Raw genomic sequence first — 17,149 nt, forward strand, 5'->3', positions numbered from 1 at the left:
AAATGACAGGTAACAGAAAACAATTTTGCAATCCATATATAGATACCTTAAAATAGGCAACTTGCTGTAGTGATGCACGGCAGTCAGTTGCGCTCAACTGATTCATATCATTTTATTTTTTAAGCATCTCGGAGAAATCGAATGGCTTTAACTAATGCAGACCGCGCAGAGATCATTGCTAAATTTGCTCGCGCTGAAAACGACACTGGTTCACCAGAAGTACAAGTAGCTTTATTGACTGCTCAAATCAATGATTTACAAGGTCACTTCAAAGCTCACAAACACGACCACCACAGCCGTCGCGGTTTGATCCGTATGGTTAACCAACGTCGTAAATTGCTTGACTACTTAAATGGTAAAGACCACGAGCGTTACACTGCTTTGATCGGTGCTTTAGGTCTACGTCGTTAATTCGATTTTGCTTTGTTTTCGGTTTATCGCATGTTGCTATGCTTTGTTTCTGAAAAGAAAGTTTCGTCTAATAAACCATTAGGCGATTTATAGAAGGGGCGCTTGTGCGCTCCTTCTTTGCGTTTAATATTATTTAAAATTTTTGGTCTAGTGTGATGGCTTCTAAGCTTTGTCATTTACCTACCGATAGTTGTAGCCTGAATGCCAAACCTTAGGGGTCTCACTAGAATAAAATTAGGAAAATACAATACATGTCAATGTTTAACATCGTTCGTAAAGAATTCCAATTTGGTCAGCATCAAGTCGTTTTAGAAACGGGTCGCGTTGCACGTCAAGCAAATACAGTTTTAATCACAATGGGTGGTGTAACTGTATTGGTAGCAGTAGTTGCTGCTCCAACAGCAAAAGCTGGTCAGGATTTCTTCCCTTTAACAGTTAACTATCAAGAAAAACAATATGCAGCAGGTCGTATCCCTGGTGGATATGGTAAGCGTGAAGGTCGTGCTTCAGAAGCTGAAACTTTAATTTCACGTCTTATTGACCGTCCAATTCGTCCATTGTTCCCAGAAGGTTACTACAACGAAATTCAGGTAACTGCAACTGTGGTTTCTTCTGACAAAACGATGGAAGCTGATATTGCAGCAATGTTAGGTACTTCTGCTGCGTTAGCAATTGCAGGTACTCCATTCCGTGGTCCAATCGGTGCAGCACGTGTTGGTTTAATCAACGGCGAATATGTTTTAAACCCGAATTTTGAGCAAATGGCTCAGTCTGACCTTGACCTTGTGGTTGCTGGTACAGAGTCTGCTGTATTGATGGTTGAATCTGAAGCGAAAGAACTTTCAGAAGACCAAATGTTAGGTGCGGTTCTTTTTGGTCACGACGAAATGCAAATTGCAATTCAAGCGATCAATGAATTTGCAGCTGCTGCTGGTGCGAAACCATCTGACTGGGTTGCTCCAGCACACAACGAAGAATTACGTGCAAAATTAAAAGAAGCATTTGAAGCAAAAATTTCAGAAGCTTATACCATTGCAGTAAAACAAGATCGTTATGCAGCATTAGATGCACTTCATGCTGAAGCTGTTGCTCAATTCGTTCCTGAAGAAGATGTAGACGGTATTGCTGACGAAGTAGACTACTTATTTGAAGATCTTAAATACCGTACTGTACGTGACAACATTTTATCTGGTAAACCACGTATTGATGGCCGTGACACCAAAACTGTTCGTGCTTTAGATGTACAGGTGGGCGTACTTGAGCGTGCACATGGTTCTGCATTATTTACACGTGGTGAAACTCAGGCGTTGGTAACAACGACTTTAGGTAATACTCGTGATGCTTTAATGGTTGATACCCTTGCTGGTACTAAAACTGACAACTTCATGTTGCACTACAACTTCCCTGCTTACTCAGTAGGTGAAACAGGCCGTGAATCTGGCCCTAAGCGTCGTGAAATTGGTCATGGTCGTTTAGCACGTCGTGGTGTTCAAGCAGTTCTTCCTGCAGCTGACCGCTTCCCGTACGTTATTCGTATTGTATCTGACATTACTGAATCTAACGGTTCATCTTCAATGGCTTCTGTATGTGGTGCGTCATTATCACTTATGGATGCAGGTGTTCCGCTTAAAGCACCAGTAGCTGGTATCGCAATGGGCTTAGTGAAGGAAGGCGAGCGTTTCGCAGTACTTTCTGACATTTTAGGTGACGAAGACCACCTTGGTGACATGGACTTTAAAGTAGCAGGTTCTGCAAACGGTATTACTGCACTTCAAATGGACATCAAGATTGAAGGTATTACTGAAGAAATTATGGAAGTTGCATTAAACCAAGCATTTGCTGGTCGTATGCATATCCTTAATGAAATGAACAAAGTAATTTCACGTGCTCGTCCTGAAATTTCAATGCACGCTCCAACATTCGAAGTGATTACAATTAATCCGGATAAAATCCGTGATGTTATTGGTAAAGGTGGTGCAACAATCCGTCAAATCACTGAAGAAACTAAAGCTGCTATTGATATTGAAGATAACGGTACAGTTCGCGTATTTGGTGAAACTAAAGCTGCTGCTAAAGCTGCAATTGCGAAAATTCAAGCGATTACTGCTGAAGTTGAACCAGGTAAGATCTACGACGGTAAAGTAATTCGTATTGTAGAATTCGGTGCGTTTGTAAACATCATGCCGGGTACTGATGGTCTTCTTCATATTTCGCAAATCTCTAATGAGCGTATTGCGAACGTAACTGATGTTCTTAAAGAAGGTCAGGAAGTAAAAGTACAGGTTCAAGACGTTGATAACCGTGGTCGTATCAAATTGACTATGAAAGATATTGAGCAAGCATAATTGCTTAACTCACTAAAAAAGTCCGCTTGATGCGGGCTTTTTTTATGGCATGATGCAAGTAATACACCAATAGATCGACATGGTATGCAGGTTTATTATTTTTATCGTCATCAAAGCGACGGCTATGTTTTTATAAGCCGTGAAAAGCACACTGAACATATTCTGGAGTTTTTCTGGATTGATAGTGTGAGATCGGATGTTGTGAGCCAGAATGAAGAATGGCAACAAAAAATTCAGCAACTTGCAGATGTATCCATTAATGAGTTTCATATGCGAGATATTGCGAATATCGAACATCCTTGTGCATTTGATACGCTTGAAGAATACGACCTGCTTATTTTTAGAAAGCTCGTAACGCCGGATGATGAAATTAAAAATGGCGAATCACATGAGAGTGTATTTGGTTTAGCCACCACACCGATCAGTTTTATTTTTACGCCTAAAGTACTTATTAGCGTACGTGAACAGGGCAACAAGTCGATTGAAAATTATATTCAGCGCCTTGAAAATATTTTATGTAAAACTCTCGAAGAGCAAAATAAAACCCGTAAGCTGCCTAATTCACCTGTAGATCTGTGTTTACGTCTGCTCAATAGTATGGTGGATGGTTACCTTGATATTCGTTCACCTTTGACCAGAAGGGTCGAGCATTGGCAACAACAGCTATTACAAGGGAATCGGCGTTTTAAGCAGTGGCATCAACTGTTTCATGAAAATATGGCCTTTCAACAGGTTGAAAATCTATGCGAAGAACAAATCGAAACCTTACAAGAGTTTCGTGATGAAATTGTAGAAAACTATCATCATGTTATTGGAGAGAAGACGCATAGTTCTCAAGACCTTTTATTAGTGCGTTTAAACGATTTAATGAGTCATGTCGAACGTATTCAAAAACATACCTTGCGTTTACGTAGTGCGATTCAATCGGCAATAGATTTGCATTTCTCGGCAATTGCTAACCAGACCAATGAGAACATGCGTATTCTTGCCATTATTACTGCTGTGTTTGCGCCTCTTACGCTTTTAACGGGTATTTATGGAATGAACTTTGAGTTTATTCCCGGGCTTAAATCACCAGTAGGTTTTTGGATTATGCTTGGGGTTATGCTGCTCAGTACCATTTTATTGCTCTACTATTTTTATAGACAGCATTTGGTGGGGCGTGGTGAAAAAAGTGTGATTGATTTACTAGCGCAGCAGCATCGCCAAGATCGTATGAATTTGTTTTGGTTTTTGGAATATGAACCGATTAAGCAGACTTTGAAGGAAGTGGAAAAGATTACTCGGTTGAAATAAATTTTTATTTCTGCACGACTGGGTCTTGCTGACTTGTTATTTAATATAGTCATGAACCTTCGGTTCGACCTACTTTTGTTTCGGCAAAAGTAGGCAAAACCATTACCATCTGCAAAACCTGTTCAATACCTATTTTTAAATAACAGTATTACAAAACCATTATCTGATTGATACCACGCAGGTTGCAGATGGCTTTCCAGGCTATCAGATTTCAACTAGGGTTTTATGCTGTATTAATGCTATTCCTCAATGAAAATGCTTCAACTGTTTTCTAAGTTGTTGCACTTCATCAATCAAATCTAACATCACCGCAACAGCTGCAAGGCTTGCATCAAAGTCACGTTGCAAACGATACGCTTTACGAGCGCGAATAACATCTTCACCCATGAATTGATGTTTTTCAGGTGGTGTATCAATCGCTAAAATATCGTACTCAATGAGCTGGAGAATCCAGTCTGGGCTTTGACCACAGGCTTGAGCAAACTGTTGCAAGTCAAATGTACATTGTTCATCAACGACTTCAGCACTAAAGGTGTGGCCGTCACATACAATTTCTCGATAATGGATGGTTGTCATGATCTTGCTCCCTAATGAGATGAACGAGGTTCGAATGAAGCAAAGGCTTCTGCCAATTGCTGATAGGCTTCTTTTTCTTTTTCAGAATGCGCCGGTGGGAATACAATATTTAAAATTAAATAAAGATGGCCTGGCGTTTTATTTGGTATCCCTTTGTCTTTTAAACGTAGCTGTTGTCCTTGTTTTGCATTTTTAGGTAAATTGACGTGTAAAGGTCCCGCAGGCGTTTTTACTTCAATGCCTTGCCCTAATGCGGCTTCCCATGGCGCTACATCTACAGTCAAATATACATCACTGCCTTCGACATGCACACGATCTGTATCTTTATACTGAATCTCGATATAAAGATCGCCATTGGCACCACCATTAATACCACTTTGTCCTTGTCCACTTAGGCGAATTTGCTGACCTTCTTTCATGCCTTTAGGTATTTTTACCTGTAAGGTTTTTCGTTGTACCTCTGGCTCACCATAGGCATTAATGGTTGGAATTTGTAGGGTAATGTGTTGTGTTGATCCATGGTAAGCAATATCAAGATCGACCTCTATGCTGGCATGCTGGTCTTCACCTCGATAACTACGTTGTTGTCTTTGATATTGCTGTTGTCCACCGCCAAAGCCTGCACCAAAGCGTCCAAATAAGTCTTCAAAGCCACTAAAGTCTGCTTGCTCACCGCCCGTAAAACCTTGACGATAAAACCTGGCACCATCGAAACCACTTTGAGCTGCCCCTTGACCAAAACCATTAAAACCTTGTGGGTGGTCTAACATTTGGTCGTATTCAGCTTTTTTCTCTGGGTTACTTAGGGTGTCGTAGGCAACATTAATTGCCTGCATCTTTTCTTCTGCATCTTTTTCTTTGCTGATGTCGGGATGATATTTACGAGCTAATTTCCGATACGCTTTTTTAATTTCATCAGCTGAGGCTTCTCGTTTAACCCCTAATTCTTCATAATAATTTTTGGCCATAATGTTTTATCACGATGGTGTTGTTTATTTCATTATGAAACGATTTTTAAAGCTTTCAATGAGCTAGATTGTATAAGAGTTGTTCTCGTGCGAAATAGGGCGAGCAAAATAAAAGAGACATAGAACGGTGAGAGCTATGCCTCTCATTGTTTAAATGAATGTCTGATATAAACCGTAAACGGCAATAACTAACAGTAATAGACCGCATAAACCGAGGATCTTCGGGTATAAATGGCTGTTCGAGAGGCGGCGGAAAAATATATAGACTAAAGATAGCGTTAAAAAGTCTAAAACTATCCATGTCAGCGTAAGAATAGTTAAACTTAAATCTAGATGAGGTGAAATAGAAACAAATTGCGGAAAGAAAGCTGAAAAGAAAATAATATCTTTAGGGTTTGAAATACCCACTAAAAAGCCTTTTTTAAAACCGCCATTTTGAGCAGAAACGGTTTGAATTGCTTCAGGATGAGGAGCTTGAATGACTTCTTTGAGAATACTAAAACCCAAATAACCAATATATAGGCAGCCTAAAACACGGATAATATTTAAATAATTTTCATTAATACCCAATACGCCTTTAAGTACGAGTACTGAAATAAAAATTAAAACGAGAGAGGCAAGGTTTGTACCAAAAATGGTTTCTAGTGCTTTTTTATAACCACCTTTAAGTCCGGCACTTGCCACTAAAATCATGACAGGGCCAGGGGTCGCAATCATAATAATGACACTAAAAATAAAGAGAAAATAATCAAAATAATTCATGAGATATAAGCATCTTATTTATTGGGTTATCAAGTAAGCTCATATTAACTGATTTAAAATAACATGCTGAAAATTATCATCAAAAAAATTATAGATAAATAAAAAGGCGGATTACCCGCCTTTTTATGAAGTAGGTGATTAACTCAAATGTTCACCAAACAGACCCAATGCCTCTTCAGCAGTGAACTCATAACGGGTGTTACAGAACTGGCAATCCATTTGAATCGGGTTTTGTGCTTCCAATGTTTCATGAACAGCATCAACACCAATTTGAATGAGGGCTTTGGCACAGCGTTCTTTAGAACAAGTACAACCAAATTTTAAGTGTTCAACTTCTGGTAAACGTACTTCTTCTTCGTTATAAAGACGATACAAAATCTCATTTGCTGAAAGCTCTGTCAGTTCTTCTGACTTAAGCGTTTCAGTTAGCATGGTTAAACGTGGCCATAAATCTTCATCAACCAGTTTTTGCTCTTCCTCATCATGACGAGGTAATAACTGAATGAGCAAACCACCTGAACGCTGTGCGGTGCTTGCCAGTACAATTCGGGTTGGAATTTGTGCAGACAAGTCATAGTACTGCATTAAACAGCCTGCTAAATTTGCTTGATCAAGAGGTACAATCCCTTGATAACGCTCACCATGCTCAGGTTCGATGTTAATAAATAAAACAGGGTTAACCAAAGCCGCTAAAACAGTGCTGCTATCTGTTGCTTCACCAAAACGTGGATCTGTTTCGTAGTCTGCTAAAGCACGAACTTCACCTAAATGGTTACATTCTGCCATAGCCCATTTGAAAGAGCCGTTAGCCTGGATTTGCAAGCTGATACGACCTTTGATTTTTAAAGTACTCGCAAGTAATGCTGTAGCGCTCAACATCTCGCCTAATAGAATTTGAACCGCAAGCATGTAGTCGCGTTGAGCTAAAATAGTTTTTAATGCTTCTTCTAGATGAACCACTTCACCGCGAACAGGAAAGTCCTCTATATAAAAGCGTTGGCGTAAATCAGACATAATATTCTCCAGGGCCCTAAGCAGATTATAACAATTTCGGTTTAATCAGGCTTAGGGAATGCAGCGAAGCTGCAAGCAGGACAACGGCAACTCTTGTACCGATTGTCGCAATCATTTAGGCAATGTGAATAAGTCCTTAATATAGCCATTTTGCGAAATCTCAAGTTATTCTTCGTGATCTCGTGTAATGTCGATACGATTTGGTTGTAAATGACGCTTTAAGTTAACGTCGTGCTTCGATGTGGCTTGTTGAGCATCGCTTTCAAATAGATGTTCAAGTTCTGCCAGAGCATTACGATGAGTTTCAAAAACCTTTTGTTCATCGGTATAAATGCTTTGCTGCTGTATGAGTAATTTCTCATCATAATCCCGAAAGATTTCGATATTGTTATAAGCTTGTTCATCGGAAATACCGAGTTCGCGTAAAGCACGATAAGCCATACCTAATGATGATAAATAGGTTTCACGCCAAATATGTTCAACACCTAAGTCTCTTAATAGGTGCACATGGTGGCGGTCACGGGCACGAGCCAGTAATTTTAGGTTTGGATAGTTCAATCTGAGATGACGTGCGACATTCATAGAGTCTTCGACATCATCAATTGCTAAAATAAATACTTTCGCTTTTTCAATGCCTGCTGAGCGGAGTAAGTCAGGCTGAGTGACATCACCATAATAGAGCTTACCGCCGTAACGTCGAACAAAGTCCACTTGATGAAGATTGTTATCGATGGCGGTAAATCCTAAGTGCTGTAAGCGGGCAATACGCGCAATAATTTGTCCAAAGCGCCCAAAACCAGCAATGATAATTGGATTATCTTGTTGAGGAATCTCATCATATTCAGGTGGCAATTCTTTATGAAAAAGGGGAATGATCTTACAGGCCATAATCCAGTAAATTACTGGGGTAAGGACCATTGATAAGGTCACAATCAACGTGACAGGCTCTAATAAGGCATCCGTTAAAATCTTTTCACTTTTTGCTAGGCTCAAAATTACAAAAGCGAATTCACCGCCTTGAGCCAAGCAAGTCCCGAGTAACAAGCTATTGTTCCAACTGTACTTTTTATAGCGGGCAATGGCAGTTAAAACGAGGGTTTTGATGACGAGTAGGCCGATTGCTCCACCAATAATGAGCCAAGGCATTTCAATCAGTAACGACAATTGTGTCGTCATACCTACGGTCATAAAGAATAAGCCAAGTAATAGCCCTTTAAACGGGGCAATACTCGCTTCAAGCTCATGACGGAATTCTGAGTCCGCTAAAAGGACTCCGGTAAGAAAAGCACCTAATGTTGTACTAATGCCTAAAGTGTCCATCAGTAACACAACGGCAAGAATAATAAATAACCCTACAGCCGTAATCAGTTCAGTCGCACCACTCTTGGCGACAAAACGGAAAAATGGGCGCATGACATAACGGCTAAATAGGAACAAGCCGGTAAACGTCGCGATGATGGCTGCAAAATAAGCAATACCATGATGGGTAGATTCGGTTCCTGCCAGAAGAGGAATTACCGCAAGTAATGGAATTGCTGCAATGTCTTGAAAAAGCAAAATTGAAAACGATTGCTGACCGTAGGTGGTATTGAGCTGTTGTTTCTCAGTCAGAAGCTGTAATACAAAGGCCGTAGAAGACAGCGCAAGCGCAAAACCAATCACAAAGCTGGCAGCAAGGTGTTGTTGAAATAGCAGCAATACGGTGAGCATAAGAATTATGCCCGTAATCACGACCTGTAAACTTCCCATCACAAATATAGAGTCACGCATTTCCCACAAACGTTGTGGGCGGAGCTCTAGACCAATCAGGAACATAAGTAAAATGACCCCAAATTCAGCCAACTCCATAATGGCCTCAGGGTCATGGGCAATATTTAACACACTCGGGCCAAGAAGTATGCCCGTAAATAAATAACCTAAAACTGTTGCAATCCCTAGGCGTTTGCCCAAAGGGACTAAAATCAGAGATGCTCCAAGAAAAATAGTTGCTTGCAGTAGGAATGACATTCATTGCCCCGAATGTATTGATCTTTTTTAAGTGTAAAGGGAAAAAGTGTTCTTCACACCATGATATTCAAATCATCTAACTAAATTCTTGCGGGTCAACATCAATTGAGAGTCTGAGTTGATGCTGTCTTGGCGCATGAACCAATTGAGCCCACCATTGTCTTAAGTAAAAATGCAGACGAGCGCGGTCAGCAGACAAAATCACCATATGTGCGCGGTAACGTCCCGCTTTACGTTCCATTGGTGCTGGAATTGGCCCCCAGATATCAACAATATCACCTGCTATTTGGCGAAGTTGCTCGGCAGCTTCATTTAAAAAATGCAAGGTATAGTCGCGATCTTTCGATTCAGCGCGTATAAGTACGGCATAGCGATAAGGCGGCAGTAATGCAACTTTACGCTCAGCCAATGTTTGTTTCGCGACTGCCCGATAATCTTTTTCAATAAGCGTGGTCAATAAAGGGTGATCTGGCCTTAAAGTCTGTAAATAAACATGACCTTTATGTTCTCCACGACCTGCGCGACCAGCCACTTGTACAATCAATTGAGCAGTACGCTCTGGCGCTCGAATATCGACACTCAATAAACCTGCATCAATGTCTAAAATAGCAACCAAGGTCACATGCGGAAAATGGTGACCTTTTGCCAACATTTGCGTACCGAGCAAAATCGAAGGTTTATTTTGCTGAATGCGATCATAAATTTTTTGCCAGCTACCGACTCGGCTGGTGCTGTCACGATCGACCCGAATCACATCATGATCTGGGAATAATTCTTGTAAATGCTCTTCAACCTTGGCTGTGCCAGCACCTAAAGTTTTGAGGCTTTTTTGCTGACACTCAGGGCAGTGGTCTGGCAAGCGATGAACTGTGCCACAGTGGTGGCAATGTAAGTAAGAATAAGGCTGAGTGTGCAACGTAAAATGTGCATCACAATGAGGACAATTCGCTTGCCAACCACAACTTTCACAGACCAGAACAGGTGCATAACCACGTCGGTTTAAGAAAATTAAAACCTGTTCTTTTCTTGCTAGGGTATTTTTAATCTGTTCGATTAAAGGCTGACTAATACCATGCTGTTTTTTGACAATTTTAAGATCAATCAAATGCATTTTTGGTAAAAGCGCATGGCCTGCACGCTGGTTCAGCTGAAGTGCAGTTAACTTGCCAGTTTCGACTAAGTGATAACTGTCAATGCTTGGGGTTGCTGAACCTAAAAGAACAGGACAGCCTTGTAAATGTCCTCGATAAAGCGCGACATCACGCGCATGGTAACGGAAACCTTCTTGTTGTTTATAAGACAGGTCGTGTTCTTCATCTAAAATGATAAGGCCCAAACGTGGCAGCGGGGTATAAATGGCTGAACGTGTTCCTAAAATAATAGAGGCCTTTCCAGTCTGTGCCTGTTGCCATGCTTGTAGGCGTTTAGAGTCATTTAACCCCGAATGTAATAAAGCAATGTCGCAGTTAAAACGAGACTTAAAGCGCGAAATGGTTTGAGGGGTTAAACCAATTTCGGGAACTAACACCAGTACTTGCTTACCTTGCTTTAGCACTTCGTGCATGATGTGCAGGTAAACTTCAGTTTTACCACTTCCTGTTAAACCATCTAATAAAAAGGCTTGATATTGATGCTGTGCATTAAGGACGTGCTGAGTGGCCTTCTTTTGGTCTTCATTGAGCGTGAGTGGCATTTGCGCCAATTGCACAGGGGATGGACTAAAGTCATGAGGCTCAAGCGTACAGTCTACGAGACCTTTCTTTTGCAGTGCTTTAAGTGTTGCAGTTTCTACACCACTTAAATTGAGAATATTTTCAGTGGTTCCGGCAGGATGTAATTTTAAAATTTGATAAGCGTCTTGCTGTTTGATTGAACGTTTTAGTAAAGCTTCGGCATTATCACATGGAATGATTTTCCATAGATGAAATAAAACATCCATGGGTTTGCCCTGACGCAATAACGCAGGTAAAGCAGTCTGCATCACCTCACCAATCGGGAATTGGTAATATTGTGCTGACCATGTCAATAAATTTAAAACTTGTTCATCTAAAATAGGCTCATCATCTAAAAGTTCAGAAATGGCCTTAAGCTGAAAGTGACCTGTAAATGATTCTTGTGGGTCAACTTTTTCAGTAATGATACCAATCAGGTTTTGCCGTCCAAATGAAATTGCGACGCGTGAACCTACTTGAGCCCGTTCATATTGTGCTTTGGTGAGTGTATAGTCAAAAGTGTCGTACAGATGCACAGGTACGGCAACACGCACACGATAAACAACTGAATCAGGCTTTGGCGTTATGGTCATAGAGGCTCATTTCGTCAATTTTAAAAAACGGCATAGCGTCGTGAAGAGGACTTGGGTATTCTACACAGGCTATAGAATGAATATGAATGATTGCGTAGCATAGATGCAACAGCAGCGACTATTATTTTTGGAAAATTAGAACATTACCATGCCTGCATATCAATTTACTGCTATTGATGCTTCAGGGAAGCAGCAAAAGGGGGTGCTTGAAGGAGACTCGGCACGTCAGATTCGCCAACAATTACGCGATAAAGCATGGACTCCGATTAGCGTTGACCCGGTTGAACAAAAAGATAAGCATCAAAGCCACGGATTATTCCAAAAAAAGTTTAGTGCTTACGATTTAGCACTGATGACCAGACAGCTTTCAGTTTTGGTTGCTGCTGCAATTCCTTTAGAAGAAGCTCTCCGCGCCGTGAGCAGACAAAGTGAAAAAGCACATGTGCAAAATCTTTTACTCTCAGTTCGTTCAAAAGTATTGGAAGGGCATTCACTCGCACAAGGTATGCAACAGTCAGGGCGTTTTCCTGACCTTTATATTGCTACTGTTGCTGCAGGTGAGCGTTCAGGACACTTAGATCTCATTTTAGATCAGCTATCAGACTACACCGAGAACCGTTTTGCCATGCAAAAGAAAGTTCAAGGTGCCATGATTTACCCAATCATTTTAATGCTGATGTCTTTCGGTATTGTGATGGGATTAATGACTTATGTGGTCCCAGAGATCGTAAAAACCTTCGATCAAAGCAAAGATGCCTTACCATGGATTACAGTTGCTTTAATGAAAGCGAGTGATTTTATCCGTCATGCATGGGTATTTATTATTCTTTTTGCAATTGTAGGGGTGGTAGCTTTTGTCCGTTTTTTAAAAACTACTGCGGGACATTATGCTTTTGATCGATTAACACTCAAATTGCCATTATTCGGTAAACTATCCCGTGGTATTAATGCTGCGCGCTTTGCCAGTACTTTATCTATTTTGACTCGTTCAGGCGTGCCATTGGTAGATGCCTTAAAGATTGGTGCTGCTGTGACCAATAACTGGGTTATCCGTGATTCAATTTCCCAAGCGGCTGAGCGTGTTACCGAAGGCGGTAACCTCGGTACGCAACTGGAGCGCAGTGGTTATTTCCCACCAATGATGGTACAAATGATTCGAAGTGGTGAGGCATCAGGTGAGCTTGACCGTATGCTTGAACGTGCGTCGACCATGCAAGACCGCGAGGTGACGACATTTATCTCAACCTTATTAGCATTACTTGAACCGCTAATGCTAGTTTTAATGGCAAGCATCGTACTGGTTATTGTAATTGCGGTTATGCTGCCAATCGTAAATATGAACAATATGATTTAATAACTTTGATATTAGAGATAATGATGAAAGTAAAAAATATTCAAAGCGAAACAGCGATGAAACAACATAGTGAATCTGTGGTTTCAAATCAGTTTGAACCAACGTGCCATTCCGAGCATAGCTCTGTATCAGATGTTTGCTCTTCAAGTGCTTTCGGACTTGCGACACGTTCGAGCCGTGCTCGAATGAAACGTGCCTCAGGCTTTACCCTTATTGAAGTTATGGTCGTGATTGTAATCTTAGGTGTGTTGGCTGCTTTAATCGTACCGAACGTCATGGGCCGTAGTGAAAAAGCTAAAATTGATACGACTCAAATTACTTTGAAAGGGGTAGCGGGTGCCTTAGATCAATACAAGCTCGATAATGGGCATTTCCCAACCATGCAAGAAGGTGGTTTAGATGCGCTTATTAATCAACCTGCTACAGCAAAAAACTGGATGCCGGGTGGTTATGTGAAAGGTGGTTATCCTAAAGATAGCTGGAAAAATGATATCCAATATGTCGTACCTGGAAAAGACGGCCATCCTTTTGATCTATATTCATTTGGCGCAGATGGTAAAGAAGGTGGTGAAGGTAACGATGCCGATATTTATTATCAGCCTTAATTAAAATGTAAGAGAGATTATCGATTCGGTTAATAAGATAAAACAATAATCCGAATTGATAATCTTTCTTAATCATAAAAATATAATAATGCATTGAAAATAAAGTAAAAAAGTTAATATCTAGATTTGAGATTTAAAATAAGAATTATTCCCATATTTAATAGTTACAAGAAAGTTAAAATATAAGAGAAAATAAGCTATATATTTAAATAAAAGCTTTGCATAATAAATAAAAAGCACTTTATTCAATGAATGGGAGAGATTAAATGAAAGCATTTCTCGTACTTGATGAGCTGAATCAGTTTCATTGGGCGATGCTTAAATCTGTCCTATTGATTTTAGCATTATTACCTATTGCTGAAGTTTCATTAAAGCTATGGTTGAGTACTGAGGGAAGTAGCCAAATCATGATTGGTTTCTTTGCCTTAAGTATTGTAAGCGCTTGGTTAATGGTGAGCTTCTTTACCGCATTAAAAACGAGTGTATGGCAAACTAAACAGATGGCTTCTAAATACGAACAATTGCTTTTTAAAGCTTATCGTTATGTGCCGATGGTTTTTTTATCCAGTTTAGTTGCTTATTTATCTTTGCAATTATCGATTGCTTTTTAATCTTATTTTAAAACAGAATTTTTAAATAAAACGTAGACTCAACATCTACGTTTTATTTTTTAACTGGACTTAAAACAGGGTGTTTCTTCATTTGTACATATTATATGCTTCAAATCAGCAATTTAAGAAGATGAGAAATATGAAATGGAACAAATCGAGTGGAATGACTTTTTAAAAGTAGAACTGCGCGTTGGTAAAATTATTCAAGCTGAGGTTTTTGAAAAGGCGCGAAAACCTGCCTATATTTTGCATGTAGATTTTGGTGAAGAATTGGGTGTACGTAAATCGAGTGCACAGATTACTAAACTTTATCAACCGCAGGATTTGATTGGTAAATTAGTTGTTGCGGTAGTGAATTTCCCTAAGAAACAAATTGGTCCTATCCAATCGGAATGTTTGGTAACAGGGTTTCATAATGCAGATGGGGATGTAGCACTTTGTATCCCAGAGTTTGAAGTACCTCTGGGTACAAAGTTATTATAATTTAGCGACGTGATTTGTAAGACACGTCTACTTTACGTGGACGATAGATCCAACCTAAAACCAGCAGTAATATTGCAAAACCTAAAATTGGATAATCACCTAGACGGTTATAGAGAGTTTGACCTTGCATGGCTGGTAAATCGCCTCTCAAGACAAACTCTTTATCAATCGGTGCTTGTTCAGTGATATGACCATTTTGATCAATAAACGCTGTTACTCCTGTGTTAGTTGCACGAATAAACCAGCGACCATTTTCTTTCGCACGCATCTGCACCATTTGTAAATGTTGCCAAGGCCCAGCAGTACCCGTAAACCAAGCATCGTTAGATACAGTTACCAAAAAGTCGCTATCTTCTGCATTACGACGTGTCAGATTCGGGTAAGCCACTTCATAACAAATTGCAGCCGCAAGCGCGTGCCCTTTAATTAAAAGTGGTTTCTGATCACTCTCACCACGTGTAAAACCGCTCATGCTAATATCATTTTGCATGGCTGGTAACACCCAAGAAAGCAAACCTGACAGCGGAATATATTCACCAAAAGGTACGAGACGCTGCTTTTTATAAAGGCCGCTTGAATCGCTGCCAGAGGCCATAATACTGTTGTAATACAGTGGACTTCCGACTTGATGCGATTTCGCTACATCCCAATAAGGTATGCCAGTTACCCAAGCGGTATGGTTCTTTTTAGCTTGTGCATCCATTGCATCCAAAAACGGTTCAATGTCGGTTTGGAAGAGTGGAATTGAAGACTCAGGCCATACAATGAGGTCACGGCCCCATTCAGATTGAGTCAAACCAGCATAAATTTCTAATGTTCTAACTTGATATTCAGTTAGCCATTTTAAATCTTGTGGAATGTTACCTTGAATGAGCGAAACGCTAAGCGGTTTAGCCGCTTTAGGTTGTACAAACTGAATATATGATGCTCCCCATGCACCCAAAACCAATAGGGCAGCAGGGATAATCCAGAAAATACGCTTACGTAGAATTTCAACTAAAGCACATGCCAATACAATTACTACAAAGGAAATTGCATAAATACCAAATAGCGGAGCATAACCATCGAGTAAACGTTCAGTAAAAGCGTAACCTACAAACAGCCAAGGGAAACCAGTAAATACCCAAGTTTTAGCCCACTCAAAAATAATCCAGAGAGGGGCGAAAGTCAGCGGTGTTTCAGGGAAGAAGCGTCGATAAATCCATGTCTGAAATGCTGTAAATAAACCCATCACAAGGGCCATAACAGCAATCATACATACGCTTAGAAAAGCATTGGTATCGCCATATACATGGATCGACGTATAGAGCCAGAAAGCCCCGACAAACCATAAACCAAAGCCATAGCTCCAGCCAATTGCAAATGCTTGTTTGGCTGAGCGGTTATGCAATGTCGCATAGAGTAGAGCAGGAGACAAAATTGCCAGCCACCACCAATAATAAGGTGCCAGTGCAAAACTGAACACGGCACCTGAAAATAAAGCAATGAGCAATGGAAAAATTAAAGGAAGCTGTTTTTGTTGTTGCGAAGAATCTAACAGCTTTTCAAAGTATGCTCTCATTGACGTACAGCTCGAATCAGATGAATAGTGCGGGCATCTGCTTCAACAATCGTAAATAACCAATTTCCAAGCTCAACAGTCTGACCTTGTAAATCACTAACTAGACCAATTTCTTGAAGCAATAAACCGCCGACAGTTTCTACTTCATCGTCAGAAAAATCAGCATCTAAAACAGTGTTGAAGTGTTCAATTGGTGTAAGTGCCTGCACCATCCATGCATTCGCTATTGTATGGTCGTTATCTGGAACAATGTACTGTGCATCTTCATCCGCAGTATCATGTTCGTCTTCAATTTCACCAACGATCTCTTCAAGAATATCTTCAAGCGTGACCAGTCCCGCTGTTGATCCATATTCATCAATCACAATCGCGATATGGGTCTGGGTATGCTTAAGCATACGAAGAACTTGATCTGAACGTGCGCTTTCAGGCACAAATAATGGCTGACGCATGAGCGAGCCAATATCTAATTTAGTATTTGGTTCAGTCAAAAATGGTAGTAAATCTTTTGCCAGTAAAATACCAACAACATTATCAGGCTGGTCAGCTGAGAAAACTGGAAAACGTGAGTGAGCAGACTCAACCAATACGTGAAGAATATCAAGTAACTGATCATCTTCTTGCATACTGATCATTGCTGTTCGTGGCGTCATGACTTCACGAATTTTTGTAGCAGGAAGGTCAAGAACACCTTCAAGCATGGCAACAGTATCAGGTTCTAAAAAACGACGTGAATTTTGGACTAGTTTTAATAATTCATCTCGGGTTTCTGGCGCTGTACCTAACCACTTTCGTAAGCCTCGCATACCCCACGACGGACTCGGTTCCTCTTGCATGATCTTTCCTAAAGA

15 protein-coding genes are annotated in these 17,149 nt (G+C 40.4%); 7 read left to right on the plus strand and 8 right to left on the minus strand.

Annotation, left to right across the window (positions count from 1 at the left end; all coding sequences use genetic code 11):
• The first annotated feature begins 141 nt into the window (after positions 1-141).
• From rpsO to EG365_RS10095, 3 genes are all read left to right on the plus strand, one after another.
• Positions 142-411 (plus strand): 30S ribosomal protein S15, encoded by a 270-nt coding sequence (gene rpsO / locus EG365_RS10085; protein ID WP_001229357.1) that lies wholly within the window; start codon positions 142-144, stop codon positions 409-411.
• 257 nt (positions 412-668) lie between these two features.
• Positions 669-2,756 carry a polyribonucleotide nucleotidyltransferase gene (gene pnp, locus EG365_RS10090; protein WP_001985790.1) on the plus strand — a complete coding sequence of 696 codons (2,088 nt, stop codon included), beginning with the start codon at positions 669-671 and terminating at the stop codon, positions 2,754-2,756.
• Positions 2,757-2,840: 84 nt separating this feature from the next.
• Complete coding sequence (locus EG365_RS10095; protein ID WP_001198552.1) at positions 2,841-4,052, plus strand: magnesium transporter CorA family protein; 1,212 nt, start codon at positions 2,841-2,843, stop codon at positions 4,050-4,052.
• A 246-nt stretch (positions 4,053-4,298) separates the two neighbouring features.
• Here EG365_RS10095 and EG365_RS10100 read toward each other — a convergent pair whose 3' ends face one another.
• The 6 genes from EG365_RS10100 to EG365_RS10125 form a co-directional block, all read right to left on the minus strand.
• Positions 4,299-4,628: a chaperone modulator CbpM gene (locus tag EG365_RS10100; protein WP_000207459.1), complete on the minus strand. Its 330-nt coding sequence runs from the start codon at positions 4,626-4,628 to the stop codon at positions 4,299-4,301.
• Positions 4,629-4,639: 11 nt separating this feature from the next.
• Entirely contained in the window at positions 4,640-5,596 is a 957-nt protein-coding gene (locus tag EG365_RS10105) for a DnaJ C-terminal domain-containing protein (RefSeq protein WP_001107921.1), read from the minus strand.
• 150 nt (positions 5,597-5,746) lie between these two features.
• Positions 5,747-6,358 carry a LysE family translocator gene (locus EG365_RS10110; protein WP_001105725.1) on the minus strand — a complete coding sequence of 204 codons (612 nt, stop codon included), beginning with the start codon at positions 6,356-6,358 and terminating at the stop codon, positions 5,747-5,749.
• A gap of 138 nt (positions 6,359-6,496) precedes the next feature.
• A complete protein-coding gene (locus EG365_RS10115) occupies positions 6,497-7,372 on the minus strand; it encodes an Hsp33 family molecular chaperone HslO (RefSeq protein WP_001281761.1) in 876 nt (291 codons plus the stop codon).
• A gap of 165 nt (positions 7,373-7,537) precedes the next feature.
• A complete protein-coding gene (locus tag EG365_RS10120) occupies positions 7,538-9,379 on the minus strand; it encodes a monovalent cation:proton antiporter-2 (CPA2) family protein (RefSeq protein ID WP_000008979.1) in 1,842 nt (613 codons plus the stop codon).
• A gap of 76 nt (positions 9,380-9,455) precedes the next feature.
• Positions 9,456-11,684, minus strand: a complete 2,229-nt coding sequence (locus tag EG365_RS10125; RefSeq protein ID WP_000156646.1) for a primosomal protein N' — start codon at positions 11,682-11,684, stop codon at positions 9,456-9,458.
• A 148-nt stretch (positions 11,685-11,832) separates the two neighbouring features.
• On the opposite strand from EG365_RS10125, the gene gspF reads away from it, so the two are divergent.
• The 4 genes from gspF to EG365_RS10145 all read left to right on the plus strand — a co-directional run bounded on the left by gspF (position 11,833) and on the right by EG365_RS10145 (position 14,737).
• Positions 11,833-13,038 (plus strand): type II secretion system inner membrane protein GspF, encoded by a 1,206-nt coding sequence (gspF, locus tag EG365_RS10130; RefSeq protein WP_001112089.1) that lies wholly within the window; start codon positions 11,833-11,835, stop codon positions 13,036-13,038.
• A gap of 23 nt (positions 13,039-13,061) precedes the next feature.
• On the plus strand, positions 13,062-13,643 hold the full coding sequence (gspG, locus tag EG365_RS10135; RefSeq protein WP_000865310.1) for a type II secretion system major pseudopilin GspG: 582 nt from the start codon (positions 13,062-13,064) through the stop codon (positions 13,641-13,643).
• A 266-nt stretch (positions 13,644-13,909) separates the two neighbouring features.
• Positions 13,910-14,254 (plus strand): hypothetical protein, encoded by a 345-nt coding sequence (locus tag EG365_RS10140; RefSeq protein ID WP_000643174.1) that lies wholly within the window; start codon positions 13,910-13,912, stop codon positions 14,252-14,254.
• A 144-nt stretch (positions 14,255-14,398) separates the two neighbouring features.
• Positions 14,399-14,737, plus strand: coding sequence for a tRNA-binding protein (locus tag EG365_RS10145; protein WP_000434938.1), 339 nt, complete (start codon positions 14,399-14,401; stop codon positions 14,735-14,737).
• Between the two features lies 1 nt (position 14,738).
• Here the strand turns inward: EG365_RS10145 and lnt are convergent, their stop codons facing one another.
• Together lnt and EG365_RS10155 are read right to left on the minus strand one after the other, a co-directional pair.
• A complete protein-coding gene (gene lnt, locus EG365_RS10150; RefSeq protein ID WP_001203086.1) occupies positions 14,739-16,298 on the minus strand; it encodes an apolipoprotein N-acyltransferase in 1,560 nt (519 codons plus the stop codon).
• A complete protein-coding gene (locus EG365_RS10155; protein WP_001154809.1) occupies positions 16,295-17,134 on the minus strand; it encodes an HlyC/CorC family transporter in 840 nt (279 codons plus the stop codon). The genes lnt and EG365_RS10155 overlap by 4 nt, the downstream gene beginning before the upstream one ends.
• Between the last annotated feature and the right edge of the window lie 15 nt (positions 17,135-17,149).

The sequence above is a fragment of the Acinetobacter sp. FDAARGOS_494 genome, assembly GCF_003812225.1.
Classification (GTDB): Bacteria; Pseudomonadota; Gammaproteobacteria; order Pseudomonadales; family Moraxellaceae; genus Acinetobacter; species Acinetobacter baumannii.